At 53.1% G+C, this 20,177-nt stretch carries 17 protein-coding genes, 4 pseudogenes and 2 riboswitches; of the genes and pseudogenes, 9 read left to right on the top strand and 12 right to left on the bottom strand.

The genetic code is table 11. From position 1 onward, the window contains the following. Nucleotides 1-290: 290 nt before the first annotated feature. Complete coding sequence (locus tag IKE44_RS08895) at nucleotides 291-494, top strand: hypothetical protein (RefSeq protein WP_033015868.1); 204 nt, start codon at nucleotides 291-293, stop codon at nucleotides 492-494. Between the two features lie 173 nt (nucleotides 495-667). Here IKE44_RS08895 and IKE44_RS08890 read toward each other — a convergent pair whose 3' ends face one another. Together IKE44_RS08890 and IKE44_RS08885 are read right to left on the bottom strand one after the other, a co-directional pair. Further along, nucleotides 668-1,714, bottom strand: a complete 1,047-nt coding sequence (locus IKE44_RS08890) for a YkvI family membrane protein (protein ID WP_049625071.1) — start codon at nucleotides 1,712-1,714, stop codon at nucleotides 668-670. A gap of 159 nt (nucleotides 1,715-1,873) precedes the next feature. Beyond that, nucleotides 1,874-2,620 carry a FixH family protein gene (locus IKE44_RS08885; RefSeq protein WP_033015863.1) on the bottom strand — a complete coding sequence of 249 codons (747 nt, stop codon included), beginning with the start codon at nucleotides 2,618-2,620 and terminating at the stop codon, nucleotides 1,874-1,876. 267 nt (nucleotides 2,621-2,887) lie between these two features. Between IKE44_RS08885 and IKE44_RS08880 the strand changes: the two genes are divergently transcribed. The 3 genes from IKE44_RS08880 to hepT all read left to right on the top strand — a co-directional run bounded on the left by IKE44_RS08880 (nucleotide 2,888) and on the right by hepT (nucleotide 6,131). Continuing rightward, a complete protein-coding gene (locus IKE44_RS08880; RefSeq protein ID WP_033015862.1) occupies nucleotides 2,888-5,020 on the top strand; it encodes an ATP-dependent Clp protease ATP-binding subunit in 2,133 nt (710 codons plus the stop codon). Nucleotides 5,021-5,326: 306 nt separating this feature from the next. Then, on the top strand, nucleotides 5,327-5,722 hold the full coding sequence (mntA, locus tag IKE44_RS08875; protein ID WP_031212949.1) for a type VII toxin-antitoxin system MntA family adenylyltransferase antitoxin: 396 nt from the start codon (nucleotides 5,327-5,329) through the stop codon (nucleotides 5,720-5,722). After that, nucleotides 5,712-6,131, top strand: a complete 420-nt coding sequence (gene hepT / locus IKE44_RS08870; RefSeq protein WP_014195290.1) for a type VII toxin-antitoxin system HepT family RNase toxin — start codon at nucleotides 5,712-5,714, stop codon at nucleotides 6,129-6,131. Before mntA ends, hepT begins: the two co-directional genes overlap by 11 nt. A 27-nt stretch (nucleotides 6,132-6,158) precedes the next feature. Here the strand turns inward: hepT and IKE44_RS08865 are convergent, their stop codons facing one another. The 5 genes from IKE44_RS08865 to IKE44_RS08845 form a co-directional block, all read right to left on the bottom strand. Then, nucleotides 6,159-6,812, bottom strand: a complete 654-nt coding sequence (locus tag IKE44_RS08865; protein WP_033015860.1) for a TetR/AcrR family transcriptional regulator — start codon at nucleotides 6,810-6,812, stop codon at nucleotides 6,159-6,161. Between the two features lie 11 nt (nucleotides 6,813-6,823). Beyond that, on the bottom strand, nucleotides 6,824-7,849 hold the full coding sequence (locus tag IKE44_RS08860) for an ABC transporter permease (protein ID WP_287465660.1): 1,026 nt from the start codon (nucleotides 7,847-7,849) through the stop codon (nucleotides 6,824-6,826). Next, nucleotides 7,846-8,574: an ABC transporter ATP-binding protein gene (locus IKE44_RS08855; RefSeq protein ID WP_049625072.1), complete on the bottom strand. Its 729-nt coding sequence runs from the start codon at nucleotides 8,572-8,574 to the stop codon at nucleotides 7,846-7,848. The genes IKE44_RS08860 and IKE44_RS08855 overlap by 4 nt, the downstream gene beginning before the upstream one ends. 129 nt (nucleotides 8,575-8,703) lie before the next feature. Then, complete coding sequence (locus IKE44_RS08850; protein WP_033015854.1) at nucleotides 8,704-9,222, bottom strand: GNAT family N-acetyltransferase; 519 nt, start codon at nucleotides 9,220-9,222, stop codon at nucleotides 8,704-8,706. 220 nt (nucleotides 9,223-9,442) lie between these two features. After that, nucleotides 9,443-11,137 (bottom strand): M3 family oligoendopeptidase, encoded by a 1,695-nt coding sequence (locus tag IKE44_RS08845; RefSeq protein ID WP_033015851.1) that lies wholly within the window; start codon nucleotides 11,135-11,137, stop codon nucleotides 9,443-9,445. A 269-nt stretch (nucleotides 11,138-11,406) separates the two neighbouring features. Beyond that, nucleotides 11,407-11,587, top strand: a riboswitch (Lysine riboswitch). A 75-nt stretch (nucleotides 11,588-11,662) separates the two neighbouring features. On the opposite strand from IKE44_RS08845, the gene IKE44_RS08840 reads away from it, so the two are divergent. From IKE44_RS08840 to IKE44_RS08825, 4 genes and pseudogenes are all read left to right on the top strand, one after another. After that, nucleotides 11,663-13,087, top strand: coding sequence for an amino acid permease (locus tag IKE44_RS08840; protein WP_049625503.1), 1,425 nt, complete (start codon nucleotides 11,663-11,665; stop codon nucleotides 13,085-13,087). A 123-nt stretch (nucleotides 13,088-13,210) separates the two neighbouring features. Further along, nucleotides 13,211-15,231, top strand: a pseudogene (locus IKE44_RS08835) (S9 family peptidase). 18 nt (nucleotides 15,232-15,249) lie between these two features. Further along, on the top strand, nucleotides 15,250-15,390 hold the full coding sequence (locus tag IKE44_RS08830; RefSeq protein ID WP_230847097.1) for a Rossmann-fold NAD(P)-binding domain-containing protein: 141 nt from the start codon (nucleotides 15,250-15,252) through the stop codon (nucleotides 15,388-15,390). A gap of 15 nt (nucleotides 15,391-15,405) precedes the next feature. Continuing rightward, nucleotides 15,406-15,798: a Rossmann-fold NAD(P)-binding domain-containing protein gene (locus IKE44_RS08825; protein WP_259463352.1), complete on the top strand. Its 393-nt coding sequence runs from the start codon at nucleotides 15,406-15,408 to the stop codon at nucleotides 15,796-15,798. 61 nt (nucleotides 15,799-15,859) lie between these two features. Here the strand turns inward: IKE44_RS08825 and IKE44_RS08820 are convergent. Both IKE44_RS08820 and IKE44_RS08815 read right to left on the bottom strand, forming a co-directional pair. Beyond that, nucleotides 15,860-16,426, bottom strand: a pseudogene (locus IKE44_RS08820) (phosphate propanoyltransferase). Nucleotides 16,427-16,515: 89 nt separating this feature from the next. Continuing rightward, nucleotides 16,516-16,965, bottom strand: coding sequence for a MarR family winged helix-turn-helix transcriptional regulator (locus IKE44_RS08815; RefSeq protein WP_049625078.1), 450 nt, complete (start codon nucleotides 16,963-16,965; stop codon nucleotides 16,516-16,518). Nucleotides 16,966-17,181: 216 nt separating this feature from the next. Between IKE44_RS08815 and IKE44_RS08810 the strand changes: the two are divergent. Continuing rightward, nucleotides 17,182-17,882, top strand: a pseudogene (locus IKE44_RS08810) (ZIP family metal transporter); the annotation flags it as partial. On the opposite strand, the pseudogene mtnW reads toward IKE44_RS08810, so the two are convergent. The 3 genes and pseudogenes from mtnW to IKE44_RS08795 all read right to left on the bottom strand — a co-directional run. Beyond that, nucleotides 17,883-18,476 (bottom strand): annotated as a pseudogene (mtnW, locus tag IKE44_RS08805) (2,3-diketo-5-methylthiopentyl-1-phosphate enolase); the annotation flags it as partial. A 77-nt stretch (nucleotides 18,477-18,553) separates the two neighbouring features. Continuing rightward, nucleotides 18,554-18,662, bottom strand: a riboswitch (SAM riboswitch). Between the two features lie 139 nt (nucleotides 18,663-18,801). Further along, nucleotides 18,802-19,977: a pyridoxal phosphate-dependent aminotransferase gene (locus tag IKE44_RS08800; protein WP_033015817.1), complete on the bottom strand. Its 1,176-nt coding sequence runs from the start codon at nucleotides 19,975-19,977 to the stop codon at nucleotides 18,802-18,804. A 93-nt stretch (nucleotides 19,978-20,070) separates the two neighbouring features. After that, nucleotides 20,071-20,177, bottom strand: a 107-nt coding sequence (locus IKE44_RS08795; protein WP_287465619.1) for a transposase, incomplete at its 5' end; no start/stop codon positions are given.

Below are 20,177 nucleotides of genomic sequence, written 5' to 3'. Positions count from 1 at the left end.
GCTGGGAAACCCAATCGTGTCGAGACTTCGACTCCATTTCGAATGTTCACCTATTAGGTGAAGAACCCCGAGTGCAATATTTTGTTGATTGATCCAGTTTTCTTGGCAGCTTTGAACGCGTCTTTATCACGGATTCAGGAATAAACCCACGAACATCCCCTCGCCTTTCCGTTTACGGCATAGTCTTCCAATCGATCGATATTTTTATGCATCCCCCTTTCATCTTATTGATTAGACAAAATATTCTATATATTATTGAAAATAGATAAATAAAAAAAAGAGAATCGTCTATGAGCGAACTGACGAAACAGCGTCGGTCGAAACGAGCGTTGAAAAAAATGACAGAAACGGCCGACTTTTCCGATATGGTGCAAGAGACGGAGGCGGGGCTCGAGCGGCAAACACTCGCTCTTCATGAACTGGCGGGAGAAGCTGACGCCCTGGCCGACGCAGCCCGCAATTTGGAAGCGATGATCGCCCGTTTTCGCTCGTAATCATGCTTTCAACATCCGCATGCGGGAGGACCATCTCGAAAAAAGCCCCCGTTTTGCGAAATGCAATGAAAGCGAGGGAATGCCTATTGGGTGGGCGGTGTACGGAAAAACAATAAGCCCTTTCACCCCCGCACCAGAACAGAAGAGGCAGGGAAAGCGAAAGGGCCTGTTTGCTAACGCGGCAGCTTGCGGCGCCAAAGGAGCCACAATAACATCAGGCTCATGTAGCCAAACAGCGGATAAAGAAACGACAACAACTCCCCATAGCGAAACGGGCTGACCGCGACAAACACCAACACGAGCAGCACGCCGATCCCTTTTCCACTGATCGGCACCCAAATGCGCGCTTGACGGGCAAGCCCAAACAAGCCGCCGATGACCGAGGTAAAAATTTCTCCGTAAATGACGACGACATACAACCAATATAGCATGGCAAAAAACGCACGAACTACTTCGGCCATCGGAATATCGTAACCATCCTTTTGCGGAAACGACAGCAACACAATATGGTTGAGAAGCAACAACCCTGTTAGGATCCCCCCACCCAACATCGCTCCGCGCCTCACCGCCCGCTCACTGGCCGCTTCGCGGGCAACGGGCACCAACACCGCTTGCGCCATCGCCAAGTTAAACGCCGCATACGAAAACGGGGACAACATTGCCTTCAGTGAATAATCCGATGCCGCTATATCCGGCCGGCATAAGTCTCCAGCCATCATCATTTTGATCCATACGGCAACGCTCAAGATCATCATCATCGGCACGACGAACACGTTGACGCCAAACAGCCCTTTGCGGTCAAACAACATGACAAGAAGCGCCAAACCGAGCGTCAGTGTGACGCCCGCCTGTCTCGGCCAGCCGATCTGCTCTTCAAACACGGCACCCGCCCCGGCGATCATCACCGCCGTCACCCCCGCGATCATCGCCGTCATCACAAGCGTCACAAACGGACTCAACATTCTTCCGAACAAATAGCGATTCAATTCATCATAGGACGCGGCTCCAATGCGGCGCGCCATCACCATGAGCCGCGCGCCCCCCCATATAAACAAACAACCGCTGATGATGATGCCAACCGTTCCAGCCGTCCCATAACGAGTGAAAAATTCCATAATCTCTCTTCCGGTCGCAAATCCTGCCCCAATCACCGTTCCAACGTAAACAGCAGCGATTTGCCACGCCTCCGACCAATCGTGTCTCTTGCCCAAATCCTCCATCTCCCTCCTTGTCCGTTGCTTTTCCATATATATGTATATGTCCGGCATGGACAAGAAAGACGACAGAACGAAAAAAGAAGGCATCCGAGACAAGATGCCTTCTCACACACCGCAAACTCTCTTCATTAATATGGCATGCGATGTGAAATCGCGTTTCCATCAATGAACTGTCACGTGTTCGACTTGATGTTCGTGCAGCCCGCCGCTTCCTTCGACGTGCACTTTCACCGAATACGTTCCTTTGTTGGCAAACATGGCCATGGCTTCGTACTCGCCGTTTCCTTTTTCCTTTGCATCGACAAATTCATGCTTATTGTCCGCCTGCCAAATCTCAAAACGAACGGTCGCACCTGTCAACGGCCTCCCATCTTTGGAGAGGCGGACGGTCAACGCCGCCGGTTTTCCGGCTTCGAACGAACGGGACGACAGCGAAATGGCGACGGTGCCATGATGGTGTTCTTCAGCACTGCCTTGGGAATTTTCGCTCGCACCGTCGGCCGTCGCCGCCTGTTCCGGGTTGCCGGCGACAATATCTTTTTTCGGCATGTTATGCATATCGCGCGCCGTCACATGGGCGACGACCGAATATGTTCCCGCTTGGGTAAACGTTTTTTCCACCGAGTAGCGGCCATCGCCGTCATGCTTCGCTTCAAGCATTTCCCGCTCGCTGCTTCCGTGTTTCCATACTTCAAACTTGACTTCGCTCGCATCGTCCACTTTTTCACCGCCGTACGTCACGACGCAGGCGAGCTTGGTCGGCTTGTTCAAATCGATATGATCCGGCGCATCGATTTTCACGTCAAGCACGGCCGGCGTCTCGGCTTTCTTGTTGTGATTTGTACAAGCAACCATGATCATCATCCCCAAAAGTACAACAGCAAACGCGAAACCAACCTGTCTTCTCATCTTCACCTTTCTCCTTTTTCCTTCAAATTCATGATCATCATGAGCACCAAAGACGGAGTCTTTTCCGCCTCTTTTTCTGTTTTTCACTCTATCATAGTTTTGCCGCAACTACATTAGTATTCACCATTTTTTCAAAAACATTTCATCGTTATCACAATTTTTTTGTACAAAACACTTGAAAGTCAAAAAAGGTCAAAGTATAATAAAGTCGGAAGGTCAAAGAAAGTCAAAGTCAAATCCCGAATAAGAGAAAAGGGGGTATGCCTCATGCGCTGCCAAGCATGCCAACAACGTGAAGCAACAGTGTTTGTCAACTTGCAATGGAACGGGGAAAAACAACAACTTCACCTGTGCCATGAATGCTATGAAAAGCAAAAACAACAACTGTCCATTCCAATGAACTTCGGCTTTTCGCCGTTTTCCTTTGATGACTTCTTTACTAGCCCGTTCACAGCCGCCAACGCCGGAATGAGCGCGCCGAAAACGATGGCGAAACGCCCGCAAAGCCATGGCGGTGGATTTTTGGATCAATTCGGCCGCAACTTGACGCAAATGGCCAAAGCGGGCTTGATCGATCCGGTCATCGGCCGCGACAAAGAAATCGCCCGCGTGATCGAAATTTTAAACCGCCGCAACAAAAACAACCCGGTGTTGATCGGGGAGCCGGGTGTCGGGAAAACAGCCATCGTTGAAGGGCTCGCGCTGAAAATCGCCGAAGGGCAAGTGCCGGAAAAACTATTGAACAAAGACGTGTACTTGCTTGATGTGGCGTCGCTTGTCGCCAACACCGGCATCCGCGGTCAATTTGAAGAGCGGATGAAACGGCTCATCGCCGAATTGCAAGAGCGGAAAAACATCATCTTGTTCATTGACGAAATCCACCTGCTCGTCGGCGCTGGCGCCGCTGAAGGCTCGATGGACGCCGGCAATATTTTAAAACCGGCGCTCGCCCGCGGGGAACTGCAAGTCGTTGGGGCGACGACGCTCAAAGAATACCGGCAAATTGAAAAAGACGCGGCTCTTGAGCGCCGCTTCCAACCGGTCATCGTCCACGAGCCGACCGTTGAGGAAGCGATCGTCATCTTAAAAGGCATCCAGCCGAAATACGAACAATTCCACCATGTCCGCTATACGGATGAAGCGATCGAAGCGTGCGTGAAACTGTCGCACCGCTACATTCAAGACCGCTTCCTCCCGGACAAGGCGATCGACTTGCTTGACGAGGCCGGCTCGAAAGCGAACTTGCGCCTCGGTCCGACCGATGAAAAACAACTGCAAGAGCGGTTGATGCAAATCGCGAAAGAAAAAGAACAAGCGGCGAAAGAAGAAAACTACGAATTGGCGGCGAAACTGCGCGATGAAGAGCTGAAGCTCGAAAAACAACTCGAGCAAGGCGTCAACCAAGAACGCCCTGTCGTCGATGCCGCCGACATCGAACAAATCATCGCCGAGAAAACCGGCATCCCGGTCGGCAAGCTGCAAGCCGATGAAAAAGAAAAAATGAAACATCTTGAAGAACACTTGGCGAAAAAAGTGATCGGCCAAGCGGAAGCGGTGAAAAAAGTCGCCAAAGCCATTCGCCGCAGCCGCGCCGGCTTGAAAGCGAAACACCGCCCGATCGGTTCGTTCTTGTTCGTCGGCCCGACCGGCGTCGGGAAAACGGAGCTCGCCAAAACGCTCGCTGAAGAGCTGTTTGGCACAAAAGACGCCATGATTCGCCTCGATATGAGCGAATACATGGAGAAACATTCCGTCTCGAAGCTGATCGGTTCGCCGCCGGGCTATGTCGGCTTTGAAGAAGCCGGCCAGCTGACGGAAAAAGTGCGCCGCAACCCGTACAGCATCATCTTGCTTGACGAGATTGAAAAGGCGCACCCGGATGTACAGCACATCTTCTTGCAAATTTTGGAAGACGGCCGCTTAACCGACAGCCAAGGCCGCACCGTCAGCTTCAAAGACACGGTCATCATCGCGACAAGCAACGCTGGGGTGACCGACAAAAAAATCACCGTCGGCTTTGAAAAAGAGGGCAACGGGCAAACAAGCGTCCTTGACTCTTTGAGCGCCTACTTCAAGCCGGAATTTTTGAACCGCTTCGACGCCATCATCGAGTTCAAGCCGCTCGAAAAAGCACACTTGCTTGAGATCGTCGACTTAATGCTCGCTGACGTCAAAGCAGCGATGCGCGAACAAGGCATCGAACTCGAAGTGACCGAAGCGGCGAAAGAAAAACTGGCCGAACTTGGCTACCATCCGGCCTTCGGCGCCCGCCCGCTCCGCCGCGTCATCCAAGAGCATGTCGAAGACAACATCGCCGACTGCCTGCTTGACGCGGATCAATCGGTGCGTGCGATCCGTATCGATGTCAAGGACAATGCCATTGTGGCGGAAATCGCCTAATTGTAGCTTAACGCCCAACGCGCACACCTATATCATCCATCACCCGAATGACTCGAACATCGCCCCATCCCGTTTTCGGGGTGAGGAAGTGTTTTAGGGAAGAGCAGCAAAAAGAGCCGCCCCGAAGTTTGTATGTAAGGAGGAAATGAATCAATCATCCCCTGCTTCTTTCGCTCAGAGGGATTGGCGCATCATCGCCATCCCTTTTTCTTTTTCCATCTTTTCGCCAAGAACAATAAGATTTTGCTATTAAGATTTTGCTATAATGAAGAAAAACGCAAGGGGGCATCGCGATTGCCAAACGAAATGGAGACGATCATCATTCAGACGCTCCGCCCGGCTCTTCACCCGTTCGTCATCTACCTGTTCGGTTCAGCCGCCCGTGGGGCGATGCGCCCGGACAGTGATGTCGATATCGCCTTTGTCAGCGACGGCGAACCGCATGATCCGTATGAGCTGTTTCGGCTCGCGGGGCATTTGGCTGACAAGTTAGGGCGAGATGTCGATCTTGTCGATTTGCGCCAAGCCAGCACGGTGTTTCAAGCGCAAGTCGTCTCGACGGGAAAAGCCATTGATTGCCGCGACGAGCGGAAACGGGCTGAGTTCGAAATGAAAACATTGAAAATGTATGTGAAACTAAACGAAGAGAGAGCACCGGTGTTAAAACAAATTACGGAAAGCGGGAGCATATATGAAAAGTGATGTCATTTTAAACAAGATCAGCGTGATCGAACGCTGCCTGAAACGAATTCGTGAAGAATATAACGGCGATCCAAAAAATTTACAAAATTACACAAAACAAGATTCGATCGTTCTGAATTTACAGCGGGCGTGCGAGGCATGCATCGATTTGGCCATGCATATTGTGGCCGAGCAGAAATTCGGATTGCCGCAGCATAGCCGCGATGCATTCGCTCTCCTCGAAGAACATGGGGTCATCTCCCCTTCCATAAGCAAAAAGATGAAGGCGATGGTCGGATTCCGCAACATCGCCGTTCACGACTATCAACAACTGAACCTTGGCATCTTGCAAGCCATCGTCGAACACCATCTTGATGATTTCAAACAATTTACGAAAGCCATCCTCGATTATGCTAAGAAAAACAGCTAGGCCGGCTCCCACGCGGAAGCCGGCCGGTTAGCGCCGCAGACCGTTCATCAACACGTGAATCGTCCGCTCCATTTCCGCCTCATCGTCCCAATTGTGGTCAGGCAAAAGGAGAAAGCGGGCGGCCAAAAAGCCGGCGAGCGATGTGATCGTCAAGCGGATGACCGAATCGACCGGCAGCTCGGCCAACTCACCTTTTTCTTGAAAATGGCGGACAATGCGGGCGAATTTTGGATACACGTGCTCGGTAAACACGCGTTGAAAGCACTGTTTAATCTCGGAATGAAAGGCAACCTCCTGCCAAAGCACGCGAATCGCCGGCAAATACGTTTTCACAAAGGTGTAGCGGTTGGCGAGCACCGCGCGCAAAAACTGTTCGTACGTCTCATATTCGTTGTCAAACACTTCGCGGACGAATTCTTTCGCCAAAAACGGGGCGACGGAATGAAACAACGTCGGCGTGACGATGGCCAGCAATAAATCTTTTTTCGTCTTATAATGGCGGAAGATCGTCCCTTCCGCCACCCCGGCCTTTTTGGCGATTTCACTCGTGGAAGTCGCCGCATAGCCTTTTTCGGCAAACATTTCCACTGCGGCTTCCAAAATTTTCAGCTGCTTTTCACTGAACTGCCCTTCCTTGCCGCCGATTTGCAGCAATTCCTGAATCCATGAATGCTCGCTCATGACTCTACTCCTTACAGCTTGCGGTATTTTTTCAATGCTACTACATTTAATAGCATAAACAGCATCGTAAAGCCAAGCAGCACGTACACATCCACGGCGATGGCGCTAAAACCTTCTCCGCGCACCATAATATCGCGCAGCGCATCCGCCCCGTAGGTGAGCGGCATGATGACGCTTAAGGAACGAAGCCATTGTTCCATCGTGTCGAGATTGAACAAACCCGAGAAAAACACTTGCGGCACGACGACAAGCGGGATAAACTGCACCATTTGCAGCTCGTTGTTGGCGAACGCCGACAGCAGCATCCCAAGCGCAAGCGCCGTCATCGCCAACAAAAACGTAATGAGCAGCACATACCCGAACGAACCTTCCATCATCATGTCGAGCACATCAATGGCAAACCATGAAATTAAGCTTGCCTGAATCGTCGTAAACAATCCGAACCCGATCATGTAGCCGGCGACCATTTCCCAGCGCCTGAGCGGCGTCGCCATCAGCCGCTCGAGCGTCCCGTTCGTCCGCTCGCGCAAAAATGACACTCCAGCAATCAAAAAGACAAAAAGGAAGACGAAAAAGCCGATCAGCACGGGGCCGAAATAATCAAATGACGCCATGTCGCTTGATCCGTGCCAATACGTTGTTTTCAGCTGAAACGGGGGCTTGGGCGCCATGGACTGAAACGCCTTTTGCACCGCGACCATCACCGCCTGATTGGCCGTCGGGTCGCTTCCTTCCAGCGTAAGGTGCGGAGCGCTTCCGCTCATGTCAAGCCACGCGTCAATGTCTTGATCGTCCAGCTGCTTTCGCGCTTGTTTTGCTGACAGCTCTTTCACGTTCGCTCCTGCTTCTTTCAACTTGTCAACAACCACCTCAGGCACGTGTTCGCTGACGGCAATGGCTGGTTTGTATTCTTCGCCATTAAACACCAAATCCATTAACAACAAGACGAACATCGGCGCGACAATCATGAGCGCCAGCGTGCGCTTGTCGCGGAAAAACTGGCGGATGATGCGGACGACAATGGCCAACACTCTCATCGACGGACACCTCCAAACGTCAAAAACGCTTGCTCAATCGTTTCCGCGCCTGCTTCCTGTTTCAATTCATCCGGGCGGCCGACGGCGATCAGACGGCCTTCGCGAATCATGCCAAGCCGCCCGCACTTTTCCGCTTCATCCATCACATGGGTCGTGACGACAATGGTTGTGCCGCGCTGGCGAATCCGCTCAAGCTCCGCCCAAATCGATTGGCGCAGCAACGGATCGATGCCGACCGTCGGCTCATCCAAAATAAGCACGTCCGGTTCATGAAGCAAGGCGATCGCCAGCGACAACCGACGTTTCATCCCTCCTGAATATTGGTGCACCAGCTTTTTTCGATCATTCGTTAAGTTGACAAGCGCCAACATGTCATCGATCCGCTCCTTTTGTTTTTTCCCTCGCAACCCGTAGATGGAAGCAAAAAATTGCATGTTCTCCAGCGCAGTCAATTCTCCGTACAGGGCATCCGACTGGGCCATAAAGCCGATCCGCTTCATGGCGCCAAGATTGGGCATATTCACGCCGAGCACGCGAATCGTCCCTTCGCTCGCCGCATCAATGCCGGCGATCATGCGCACCAACGTCGTCTTGCCCGCCCCCGACGGGCCGAGCAGGCCGAATATTTCCCCCGTCTGGACTTCCAACGACACATCGTCGATGACTACTTTTTTTCCAAACCGCTTGGAGACACGCTCGACTTGAATACATGGATTGGCGGTCATTGCTTTTCTCCCTTTTGCATAGTAGTGAGTAATCACTCATATATAGTATAAAAAAGATAAACCTTTTTGTAAAGTGAGTAATCACTCACAAAACAAATTTTTTGAGCTGCCGAACTGTCGGCAGCCCCTCTACTCGTTCATCGTTTGCATGTCTTGCCAGCCGTAGCACCACTCCCATAATGCTTTTCCACCGATTTCCACCCTTTCCTCGGCCAGTTTTTCACCGCCAAGCCGTTCGTAAAAACCGCGTGACGGATTGTCGGCAAGCACCCAGACGACCAGCGAATGAATGCCTTTTTGCGTCAAATCGCCGACGAGCGCTTGCACGAGCTGCCGGCCGAGCCCTTTTCCTTGCACCTCTTTAAGCAAATAAATCGCATACAGCTCCCCGTCATACTTCGCTATCAGACCGTCGGCTGCCCGATTTGGTCCGCCGGAGACGAATCCAACGACGCGTCCGTTTTCCTCGGCGACAAACACGGAATGGTCCGATTGGCGGAGCACCTTCTCCCATAACGTTTGTTTTTCTCCCACTGCCAACGTCTCCAAGTACGCGTCCGGCACGATGCCGCTGTACGTCGTCTTCCAACTTTCGACGTGGACCGAAGCGATGGCCAGTGCGTCGACCCATGTGGCTTTACGGATCATCGTTTTCCCCCTTTTCCCCAGTTTGATAGAAGTTTTCAAATTGAACGCTCTCCCACCTACGCTTGAGCTTTGAGGTGAGAGATTGTTGGAAACACCCGCCCCACAGCAGGCTGTCAACCAAGCCATCCCCGCCCAACACGTGGAAGTGGGGGTCTTCTCGGCGCGAGATGATAAAGAAAAGCAGGGCGGTGCTGTTCCCGCCCGCCTTCTTTGCTTCTTTTTACAAGGCTTTGTCATCGACGCTGTCCAACCACCGCTCGATATGGCCGACGACCGAAGCGACCGCCCCGTCAGCAAACGGCGACTTTAGGTTGGCGCTTTTGACGAGCTCAGTAAACGGCCGGCTGCCGCCCAATCGGCAAAGCGCCACATAGTCGCGCCAGGCTGATTCCCGGTCTTCCTGCGCCCGCTTCCAAAACTGGAACGCGCACACTTGCGCAAGGGTGTAATCGATGTAATAAAACGGATCGGTGTAAATATGCCCTTGCCGCTGCCAAAACCCGCCGCGCTCAAGGTAGTCATGGCCGGCGTAGTCTCTTGTCGGCAAATACGCTTTTTCGATGTTGCGCCAGACACTCTTCCGCTCAGCCGGCGTCATATCCGGGTTCTCGTAGACAGCGTGCTGAAATTCATCGACCGCAACGCCGTACGGCAAAAACAAAAGTGCGTCGCTCAAATGGGCGAACCGGTATTTGTCGGCGTCTTCGCCGAAAAAGAGCTCCATCCACGGCCATGTGAAAAATTCCATGCTCATCGAATGGATTTCACACGCCTCAAGCGTCGGCCAGTTGTATTCCGGAATGTCGTAATGACGGCTTTCATACACTTGGAACGCATGTCCGGCTTCATGGGTCAATACGTCAATGTCGCCGGATGTGCCGGTAAAGTTCGAGAAAATAAACGGCGCCTTGTAATCATCGATATACGTGCAATAGCCGCCGCCCGCCTTCCCTTTTTTGGCGACGAGGTCCATCAATTCGTGTTCGACCATATAGCGGAAAAACTCGCCGGTTTCCGGCGACAGCTCTTCATACATGCGCCGGCCGTTGTCAACAATCCAAGCGGCGTCCCCTTTTGGCGCCGGGTTGCCGCTCGGAAACATGAACGGCTCATCATAATATGTAAGCCGGTCGACCTGAATCCGCTGCCGCTGGCGCTCGCGCAGCTTTGCTGCGAGTGGGACGATGTGCGTTTTCACTTGCCGGCGGTAGCCTGCGACCATATCGGCATTGTAATCGGTCCGGCCTAAACGGGCATAGCCGAGCTCAACAAAGTTTTTGAACCCAAGCTTCCGGGCGATCGCTGTGCGGACGTGGACGAGCTCATCATACAGCTCATCGAGCTCTTTTTCGTGGTCCGTGAAAAACGAAAACCGCGCTTCGCTCGCCCGTTGGCGCATCGTGCGGTCCGGCGACTCGACAAACGGCTGCAGCTGGGCGAGCGTCCGCTCCTCTCCTTCAAACATGATTTTCGCCGATGCGATGAGCTTCGTATATTCGCTGGCCAGCTTGTTTTCTTTTTGCAAGTCCTCTACAATCGCCGGCGCGTATGTTTTCAGTTGCGTTTCCGCCAACGCAAACAGCTGTTTCCCCCATACTTGTTCCAATTCAGCGCGGAACGGCGAGGAAACAAGCGCGCGGTAATAATCGTTGACAAGCCCCTTGACGATCGGCTCCGTTTCATCGAAAAAGTCTTGTTCTTTCTTATAGAACTCATCGTTTGTATCGATCGTATGGCGAATATGGCAAAGGTTCGCCATCGTGCTGTAGCGGCGGCGCAGCTCATTGATCCGCTTCATCGCCTCGTGTTGCAAGGCGGCGCTCCCGGCGCGGCGGAACGAATCAAGCGCTTCTTGAAACGATGCTTGCAATTGAGCGATGTCCGGCCGCTCGTAACGAAATTCGGAAAACTTCATGCTCTGTCCCTTCTTTCCTTTCATTTTTATATTTTTTCATCACTCAGCCGATCTACTGTTTATTCGCCATGAATCCTCAAAATCCTTCTCGATTTCCCATTCTCTGGGTTCATCACCACAAATTATACTAATCATTTCACTCATATTTCGCAACCTTTGCATCATATACATTTTCCAAAAACATATTGACGTTTTTTGTTGAATTGAATTGACGTTTTTTGTTGAATTGAGTAATATAATGTCGACAACGATATACCCCCTCTCCACTTCAATGGGATAGAGGTTGCGGTGAACAAAAGTAGCGCTGTCGAGGCTCGGAGCGGTCGATGATGCAGCGGGAAAGGGTTCACCGCCGAAGTTTGCGGCGCGCTCCGGCGGCGCAAGCTGGGCCTGCGTCCGAACAGGCGCAGGACTGCCATCGCCCTTGGGCGATGGAGCGCTATCGCCATTCAGTTGGATGCGAATCATGCACCCGCTGAAGAGGCGCGGGTGCTTTCTTTTTTTTTTGAAAGGAGCGTTTTGACCTTGGATCAGCAACGAAAACTTGGCATTTGGGTGTTAACCGCGCTTGTCGTGGGCAATATGGTTGGTTCCGGCATTTTCATGCTGCCGCGCTCGTTGGCGGAGGCTTCGAGCCCCATCGGCGTGATGCTCGCCTGGCTGCTGACCGGAGCCGGCGTTCTCATGACGGCGCTTGTTTTCGGCAACTTGGCAATCCGCAAGCCCGACTTAGGCGGCGGACCGCAAATTTACGCGAAGGAGCTGTTTCCGAAAGGCTCCAATCTCTCGATTTTATCGGGATTTATGTCATCGTGGGGCTACTGGGTCGGCAACTTTGCCGGCAACGTCGCCATCATCACGACGTTTGCGAGCTACTTGTCGACATTTTTCCCTGTATTAACGAGCGACAAAACCGTTCTCACGATGGGCTCGTTTACGCTAAAGCTTGGGAATTTGCTTACCTTTCTCGTCTGCACGGCGCTTCTTTGGGGGATGCATATCATCATTTTGCGCGGTGTAGAAGGCGCTGGCAAGCTGAATTTTGTCGCCACCGCGGCCAAAGTGCTTGGCTTTTTCCTATTTATCGTCATCGCCTTGTTTGCCTTTGACAAAGCGGTCATCGGCCCGCTTGATGCCCCGCGTTATGACGGAGACGGACAGCCGATCGGTTTGCTTGGACAAATCAACAACGCCGCGTTATCGACACTCTGGGCGTTTGTCGGCGTTGAATCGGCGATGGTGTTCGCTTCCCGCGCGCGCAAACAAGCGGACGTAAAACGGGCGACGATCGCCGGCCTGCTCATCGCCTTAGCCATTTACATCGGCATCAGCTTTTTGGTGATGGGCGTCTTGCCGCAACGCGAACTGATTCAATCGGAAAAACCGCTCGTTGATGCCATCATTGCCATCGTCGGACCGGCGGGCGGCTACGTGTTGGCTGGTCTTGGGCTCATTAGCCTGCTCGGCTCGACGCTCGGCTGGATCTTGCTGAGCGCTGAGGTGCCGTACCAGGCGGCGAAACAAGGGCTGTTTCTGCCGGCCTTTTTGAGAGAAAACAAGAAAAACGTGCCAAGCTTCTCGTTGACGCTATCGAATGCATTAGCCCAGCTGTTCATTTTCTCGACCATTTCCCATTCGATGGCGGTAGCGTTCGATTTTGTCATTTACATCGCTACGCTCGCCTACCTCATCCCGTATTTGATCTCTTCCGTCTTTCAGTTGAAACTCACGCTCACCGGCGAAACGTACATGGAGGCGCGCGAGCGGATGGTTGACGGAATCATTGCGGCCTTAGCGACGGTGTATTCGATCTGGGTCGTTATCGCTGGCACGGCAGACATCAAAACCTTCCTACTCGGTGTTGTCCTGCTCGCTAGCGGCCTAATCTTCTATCCGCAAGTAAAAAAAGCGGCACAGCAGGCGAAAGAAAAACAAAAATTATCGGCATAGCCAAAAAGCGAACGTCCATTATGGGGGCGTTCGTTTTTTCTGTTTTAGGCAGGATCTTGTCTTTCGGAAGACGAAATATACAATGTAGTTCCATTTTACTTAAAAGAAAGAGGGGGCCAACTGATGAACAACAACGAACAACCGACAAAACGCCGCGGCATAACGGCGGAAGATTTGCTTCGCCTCCGCTCGGTGCGCGACCCGCACTACGCGCCGGACGGGACGCGCGCCGTGTTTGTGGAAAAATCGATTGATGAGGAAAAACAATACCGCTCCCATTTATGGATATGGGCGGCAGACGGCTCCGTCCGTCAATGGACGTTCGGCCGCTGGCGCGACATGAAGCCGCGTTTTCCCCAAGAGGTGAAATAATCGCCTTTTTATCTGACCGCTCCGGACGCACACAGCTTTGGCTTTTGCCCGCCAATGGCGGTGAGGCTCGCCAACTGACGTTTTTCAAAAACGGTGTGCGCGATTACGTTTGGTCGCCGGACGGGACGTTTCTCATCACCCTAACGACGCTTGGCGATGATGAAACGATTGAAGACCGCGAAGAACCGGAAAAGGTAGAAGTGAAGCGAGCCGACCTGAAACCGCGCGTGGTCGAGCGGCTGTATTACAAATCAGACGCGTCGGGTTTTCTTGACGGCAAACGGGCGGTGCTCACGCGCATCGATGTGCTGTCAGGAAAAAGCGAAGCGTTGACGGGCCGCGAGGAGGAAATCGGTTCGTTTGCGATTTCGCCAAACGGACGGACGCTCGCCTTTGTCGCCAACCGAAACGAGGATCCGGACACAACCTTTACGCGCGACATTGTTTTGCTTGATCTCGAATCGAAAGCGGAAACGAACTTGACGAACGGATGCGGCACATTCGCTTCGCTCGCCTGGTCGCCGGACGGAACGAAGCTCGCCGCCATCGGCCATGATCTTGCTTATCTCGGGGCTACGCTTCACCGGCTTTACGTCTTTGAGCCGGAGCGTGGAACGAAGCGGGTGTTGACCGCCGATTGGGATGTCCATCTCGGCGATGTCATGGTCGGCGACACACACGCTGATGCGAAAGGGCCGGGACCAATTTGGGCGAGCGACGGAAGCGGCCTGTATGTCACCGCCTTGGAGCGCGGACGCGTCAACTTGTATTTCGTCTCGCTCGCCGGCCCGATCGTTCCGGTGATCGAAGGCAACTTCCATTTATACGGTTTAGCCATCCACCCAAGTGAACAGCAAGCCATCGCCGCCATCAGCTCGCCTACGTCCGTTGGCGATTTATATGCGGTCTCGCTTGCCGATGGAACGAAAACGCGGCTTACGCGTGCCAATGAAGCGCTCGAAAACGAAGTGGTGTTCGCCGATGCCGAACCGTTTACGTATCGATCGGCGGACGGTTTGGAGATTCAAGGCTGGATCATGAAACCGCCTGAGCTTGACGAAGGGGAAAAGGCGCCGCTTGTCGTCGAAATTCACGGCGGGCCGCATGCGATGTATGGATTTACGTTTTTCCATGAATTGCAGCTGCTCGCTTCATCCGGTTATGCCGTGCTGTTTACGAACCCGCGCGGCAGCCACGGATACGGCCAGTCGTTTGTCAATGCGGTGCGCGGCGACTATGGCGGCATGGATTATGAAGACATTATGGCTGGCGTCGACGCCGCCATCAGCAAGTTCGACTTTATTGACAAAGAACGGCTTGGCGTCACCGGCGGCAGCTACGGCGGATTTATGACGAACTGGATCGTTGGGCATACCGACCGATTCAAAGCGGCTGTCACTCAACGTTCGATTTCCAACTGGCTCAGCTTCTCTGGCGTGAGCGACATCGGCTACTTTTTCACGAAATGGGAAGTCGGCTGCGACGTTTGGGAAGACGCTGAGCGGCTTTGGCATCATTCGCCGCTCAAATACGTCAAACACATGCGCACACCGCTTTTGATTTTGCACAGCGAACGCGATTACCGCTGCCCAATTGAGCAGGCCGAACAGCTGTTTGTCGCCTTAAAGCAGCTCGGGCGGGAAACAAAGCTCGTCCGCTTTCCGGACGCCAACCACGATTTGTCGCGCACCGGCAACCCTGCTCTTCGGCTTGAGCGTCTTCGCCATATCGTCGACTGGTTTGACCGCTATTTGAAAGGAGCATCGCATTAATCCGAAAGGAGAACCACCATGTACGCACTCGTCATCGGTGGGACAGGCATGTTAACCGACGTGTCGCTTTGGCTCGTGCGAGAAGGGTACCATATATCCATCGTCGCCCGGAACAGGGAACGGATGGAACGGCTCATCGCCCGCGCCGCACATCTTTAGGCCATTACCCCGCTTTTGGTCGATTATCGCGATCATGATGTACTATGTTCCTTGATTCACCAAACAATCAATGAAAACAGAGCCTTCGACCTTGTTGTCGCATGGGTGCACAGCGACGGGAAACAGGCGTTTCCGACCATCATCCGGGAAAATAGCAGACATCCCGGTCCTTGGCGTCTGTTCCACGTGCCCGGCAGCCGGGCCCATCCGGCCGAGGCAAAGCGGGAACTCCATTTGTCTTCCGCTTGCCTGTACCGGCAAATTCAGCTTGGCTTCGTGATCGAAGAGCACAGCACGCGTTGGCTCACCCATCAAGAAATCAGCAGCGGCGTCATTGACGCCATTCAGCGTGATGCGCCGTTTCATCTTGTCGGCACACTAGCATCAGAGAAGAAGCGGCCGCATTAATGGGAAGCGCCCTCTCGTTTGTACCGAGAGGGTGCTTTGTCCGCCTTTGGCGCGGATGGTTTCACGATGGAAGCAGTTCGACATAATCGCCCGTTTTCAAGCCGGCCGCGTTCGCTTCATCGGTGTCAATGTGCATATCTAACGCAAAATCTTCGCTGACGCGGACGATCACTTCGTCAAAAATGAGCGCCCGCTCCCCTTGCGTTTTCACTTTCACAACTTGTTTATCGCGGACGCCAAACGTCTCGGCATCTTTCGGCGTCATATGAATGTGACGCTTGGCAATGATCACCCCTTTGTCGACGGTCACCGTCCCCTTCGGCCCGTGAATCGTAATGCCCGGCGTTCCGTCAATATCGCCGGATAAGCGGACCGGGGGCGCGACGCCGAGCTTGAAGCTGTCGGTTTTCGAAATTTCAAGCTAGGTGAGCGAACGGACCGGTCCGAGGACGCGGACGTTTTCAATTTTCCCTTTCGGCCCTTCGACCGTCACCGTTTCCTTGGCGGCGAACTGGCCAGGCTGCGACAACGGCTTGAGCACCGTCAGCTCGGCGCCTTCGCCAAACAGCGCCGCCATGTGTTCTTTTGATAAATGAATGTGGCGATTCGATACCCCTACTGGAACCATCAATGGTGATCTCTCCTTTTTTGCTGGCTATGGTATGTTCTTTATATAACGTATCCATTTCCGGCAAAATTAAAGAGGCCGACCTCGCGTCAGCCCCTTGTTTTTGCCCCATATCCTAATTTTTTCAGCAGCGCAATCGCCTGCTCTTTTTCTGCCGCCGTCAGCGCCGAAACCGTTTCGTGAATTTTTTCCGCATACTCGGGAAATACGCGCTCAATAAACCGCCGCCCCTCTTCTGTAATGGACGCGTACGTGACGCGCCGGTCCTTTTCGCAGGCGCGGCGGACGATCAATCCTTTGTTTTCCAGTTTGTCAATGACGTAGGTGATGCTCCCGCTCGCCAGCAAAATTTTTTCGCCAATTTGCTGGAGCGGCTGATCCCCTTTATGGTATAACAATTCTAACACGGCAAATTCGGTCGGATTGACCCCGAATGAGTGGATTGATTTGTTCACTTGGTCGCTTACGGCGCGGTAAGCCCGCGACAATACGATAAACAACTTTAGCGATTGCTCGAGTTCTTGCTTTTTTTGTTCCATGCCATCCAACCCTTTGCATTTAACCATTTCTTACTTGCATTATACTTGAACAGCAAACAGGCAGGCAACCGTTTTTGCCAGGCGCTGGTCCATTTTTCTCGCCAGCGGCCGTTCCTTTCGCTATGATAATTTTGTTATAGGGCAGCGCTTGGGCGATTGTCACATTTGTGGAAACAGCGTATATGAAAAAATAAAGGCTGATGAAGGGGGAATTGGATGAACGGGGTATTGACCGGCAGTGTGCTGTCCGCCTTATCGACCGGACTTGGCGCTGTGCCGATTTTGTTTATGGCCAAATCGCTCACCCACCGCTGGCGCGATGTACTCCTCGCGTTTTCAGCCGGCATTATGATGGCGGCCTCGATGACAAGTCTTATTCCCGAGACCCTGCGGTCCGGCGGTTTTGAGGCGCTCGCCATCGGATTGGCGGCGGGGGTGCTCGTGTTAACGTTGCTTGAGATGACCGTCCCCCATATCGACTTGGAGCATACGAAAAGCGGCTTGCAATTCGACGAAAAGGCGATGCTCATCATCGCCGCCATTGCGATGCACAATCTCCCCGAAGGGCTGTCAGTCGGGTGAGCTACGCCTCAGACGGCGCTTCGCAAATCGGCAATTTGATCGCATTGGCCATCGGCTTGCAAAACGCGCCGGAAGGATTTTTGGTCGCCTTGTTTTTAGTCAATCAGCAGATTGGCCGCTTTAAAGCGTTTGTCATTGCCACGTTAACCGGCGCGGTCGAAATTGTGACGTCTTTGCTCGGCTTTTATTTAACCTCTCTCTTCCGCGGCCTCGTTCCATACGGGTTAGCGTTTGCCGCCGGGGCGATGCTGTTCATCATTTACAAAGAGCTCATTCCCGAAAGCCATGGCGACGGCAACGAACGGATCTCGACGTACGCCTTTATTATCGGCATTTTCGAGCGCCGCTTTGCCTTCTGTAATGCGCTTCGCAAATGGCAGACGATCGCTGTCAAACAAAATTTCGTCATCTTTGACCAAGTCAACGCCGCCAAGCGCTTGCTTTTTCAACTCTGATGTCAAATACGCCAAATCGCGGCCAACGATGCCCTTGAAAATGCTCATCAACAGCGGGCGGTCGTACACTCCGACCTTTTCGCGAATGCCGGCGATGCCAAAGCGCGGCCCCGGAAACTGCCGCTTCCATTCTTCCGGAAATTCCAAATCAAGCAACCGCACTTCCCCGTCAAGCGACAGCTTGCCGAACGTCGTCACCAACAATGCTGGCAAATCGGCGCTGAAGTTGACGGTCGGGTAAGCGATTTTGACGATTGCCCGCTTCAACCGCTTGCCGAAATAGGCGTTTACCCGCTCGCTCTCGCCAAGCTCTTCGATCGCAACGACTTCCCCTTTATGCTTGCGAAGCTGGTCTTGCTCTAGCTGCGGCAAGTCGGTCCATGTGCCGACTGTCAAGCCGAGCGCGATTCCTTCCGCTTTTTGGCGAATATCGTGTTCATCATGAAGCAAATACGTCGCAATGACTGCACTCATCGTCCATCCCTCTTTCAATATATGGCGAAATAAAAAAGCCCCTTCCTAAGAAGAGGCGTCATTCATTCATGGCGCTCTTCTTATCTCCCAGCGTTTCCGCTGCAAGAATTAGCACCGTGCTTAGCGTGCGCCAAGCCGGTTGCCGGGCTTCATTGGGCTCGTCCCTCCGCCTGCTCTTGATAAGAAAGCCTGCTCGTTTATGCACTTGTCAAACGATTGGCAAATTTACTTTGAATTATGACAGCCTTTGCCGCCGTTGTCAATCATTTTTTTAAAATAGCCTGGTCAACGTTGTCCCGTCAACGGTTCATTGCCGCTCTTTTTTTCAAAACAATCCGAGCCGGCCGATCCGCTCCGCCGCTTCGCGAAGCCGCGCTTCATCGGTCAACAATCCAACGCGCACATACCCTTCGCCGTGTTTTCCAAAACCGATGCCTGGGGCGACGGCGACGTGCGCCCGCTCAAGCAACAGATCGGCAAATTCGGCGGATGATGCGCCTTTTGGCAACGGAAGCCAGGCGAAAAATGATCCAGACGGCGCCGGCGCTTCCCATCCGATCGCGCGCAAAGCATGAATAAACGTATTGCGGCGCGCCTCGTACAAGGCAACGAGCTCCGCGACGCAGTCTTGCGGGCCGAGGAGCGCAGCTGCCGCCGCTTCTTGGACGGCGCCGAACAAGCTGACGTACAAATGATCTTGCAACAACTCAATGGCACGGATGATCCGCTCATTGCCGACAGCGAACGCCACGCGCCAGCCGGCCATATTGTACGTTTTCGAGAACGTGTAGATTTCAACGCCAATGTCTTTCGCCCCGTCCACTTCTAGAAAGCTGACCGGCTTTTGGCCGTCAAAGCCGATCGCGCCATAGGCAAAATCATGCACAACGGCTATGCCGTACTTTTCCGCAAATGCCACCGTTTCAGCAAAAAACTCCTTCGTCGCCGTCGCGCCGGTCGGGTTGTTCGGATAGTTTAAAAACATCAGTTTCGCCCGGTCGGCCGCCGCCCTGGGAATGGCCGAATAATCCGGCAGAAACTCATTCTCCGCGACAAGCGGCATCATTTCCATCCGCGCGCGGGCGAGCGCGATTCCCGACCAATAGTCCGGATAACCCGGGTCCGGGACGAGCACGACATCGCCCGGGTTGACGAGGCAAAGCGGCAGCTCGACAAGCCCGGCTTTGCCGCCGAACAAGATGGCGACCTCGCGGGCCGGGTCGATCGTCACCCCGTACTCGCGCGCGTAAAACGCCGCTACGGCTTTTTTCAAAAACGAGTAGCCTTGAAACGGCGAATATTTATGGTATTTCGGATTGGCCGCCGCCCGCTGCATCGCCTCGACGATATGCTTTGGCGTCGGCTGATCCGGATTGCCCTGCCCTAAGTTGATCACATCATAACCCGCCTTGATCTTCGCACCGACTTTCGCCACGAGCGAGGCGAAAAACTGCTTCGGCAGCTGTTCAAGCAGTTCGGAAAAGGGAAATTCGATCGTCATCGTCCACACCTTCTCAAACATTCTTGAAATTCTAGTGCAACATCATATATCGTTAAAAGCAAGGTTCATCACCAAAAGTTGTACTTGCACCTGTCATGAAAGTATGTTAGCTGTTTCTAGCCGAACCCGCAATGCAAAACGCTGGATATTTCTGTATCCGTATCCCCGACGTTTCATCAGCTTGATCTTGTTATTTGTTC

Origin of the sequence: Geobacillus sp., from assembly GCF_017515625.1 — a bacterium.
Lineage (GTDB): Bacteria > Bacillota > Bacilli > Bacillales > Anoxybacillaceae > Geobacillus > Geobacillus stearothermophilus.
This window is presented reverse-complemented; position numbering and strand designations above follow the sequence as displayed.

Coding starts and splice junctions, on each gene's coding strand:
- IKE44_RS08895 (WP_033015868.1), top strand. CDS start 291: ATGAGCGAACTGACGAAACAGCGTCGGTCGAAACGAGCGTTGAAAAAA.
- IKE44_RS08890 (WP_049625071.1), bottom strand. CDS start 1,714: ATGGAGGATTTGGGCAAGAGACACGATTGGTCGGAGGCGTGGCAAATC.
- IKE44_RS08885 (WP_033015863.1), bottom strand. CDS start 2,620: ATGAGAAGACAGGTTGGTTTCGCGTTTGCTGTTGTACTTTTGGGGATG.
- IKE44_RS08880 (WP_033015862.1), top strand. CDS start 2,888: ATGCGCTGCCAAGCATGCCAACAACGTGAAGCAACAGTGTTTGTCAAC.
- mntA (WP_031212949.1), top strand. CDS start 5,327: ATGGAGACGATCATCATTCAGACGCTCCGCCCGGCTCTTCACCCGTTC.
- hepT (WP_014195290.1), top strand. CDS start 5,712: ATGAAAAGTGATGTCATTTTAAACAAGATCAGCGTGATCGAACGCTGC.
- IKE44_RS08865 (WP_033015860.1), bottom strand. CDS start 6,812: ATGAGCGAGCATTCATGGATTCAGGAATTGCTGCAAATCGGCGGCAAG.
- IKE44_RS08860 (WP_287465660.1), bottom strand. CDS start 7,849: ATGAGAGTGTTGGCCATTGTCGTCCGCATCATCCGCCAGTTTTTCCGC.
- IKE44_RS08855 (WP_049625072.1), bottom strand. CDS start 8,574: ATGACCGCCAATCCATGTATTCAAGTCGAGCGTGTCTCCAAGCGGTTT.
- IKE44_RS08850 (WP_033015854.1), bottom strand. CDS start 9,222: ATGATCCGTAAAGCCACATGGGTCGACGCACTGGCCATCGCTTCGGTC.
- IKE44_RS08845 (WP_033015851.1), bottom strand. CDS start 11,137: ATGAAGTTTTCCGAATTTCGTTACGAGCGGCCGGACATCGCTCAATTG.
- IKE44_RS08830 (WP_230847097.1), top strand. CDS start 15,250: ATGTACGCACTCGTCATCGGTGGGACAGGCATGTTAACCGACGTGTCG.
- IKE44_RS08815 (WP_049625078.1), bottom strand. CDS start 16,965: ATGGAACAAAAAAAGCAAGAACTCGAGCAATCGCTAAAGTTGTTTATC.
- IKE44_RS08800 (WP_033015817.1), bottom strand. CDS start 19,977: ATGACGATCGAATTTCCCTTTTCCGAACTGCTTGAACAGCTGCCGAAG.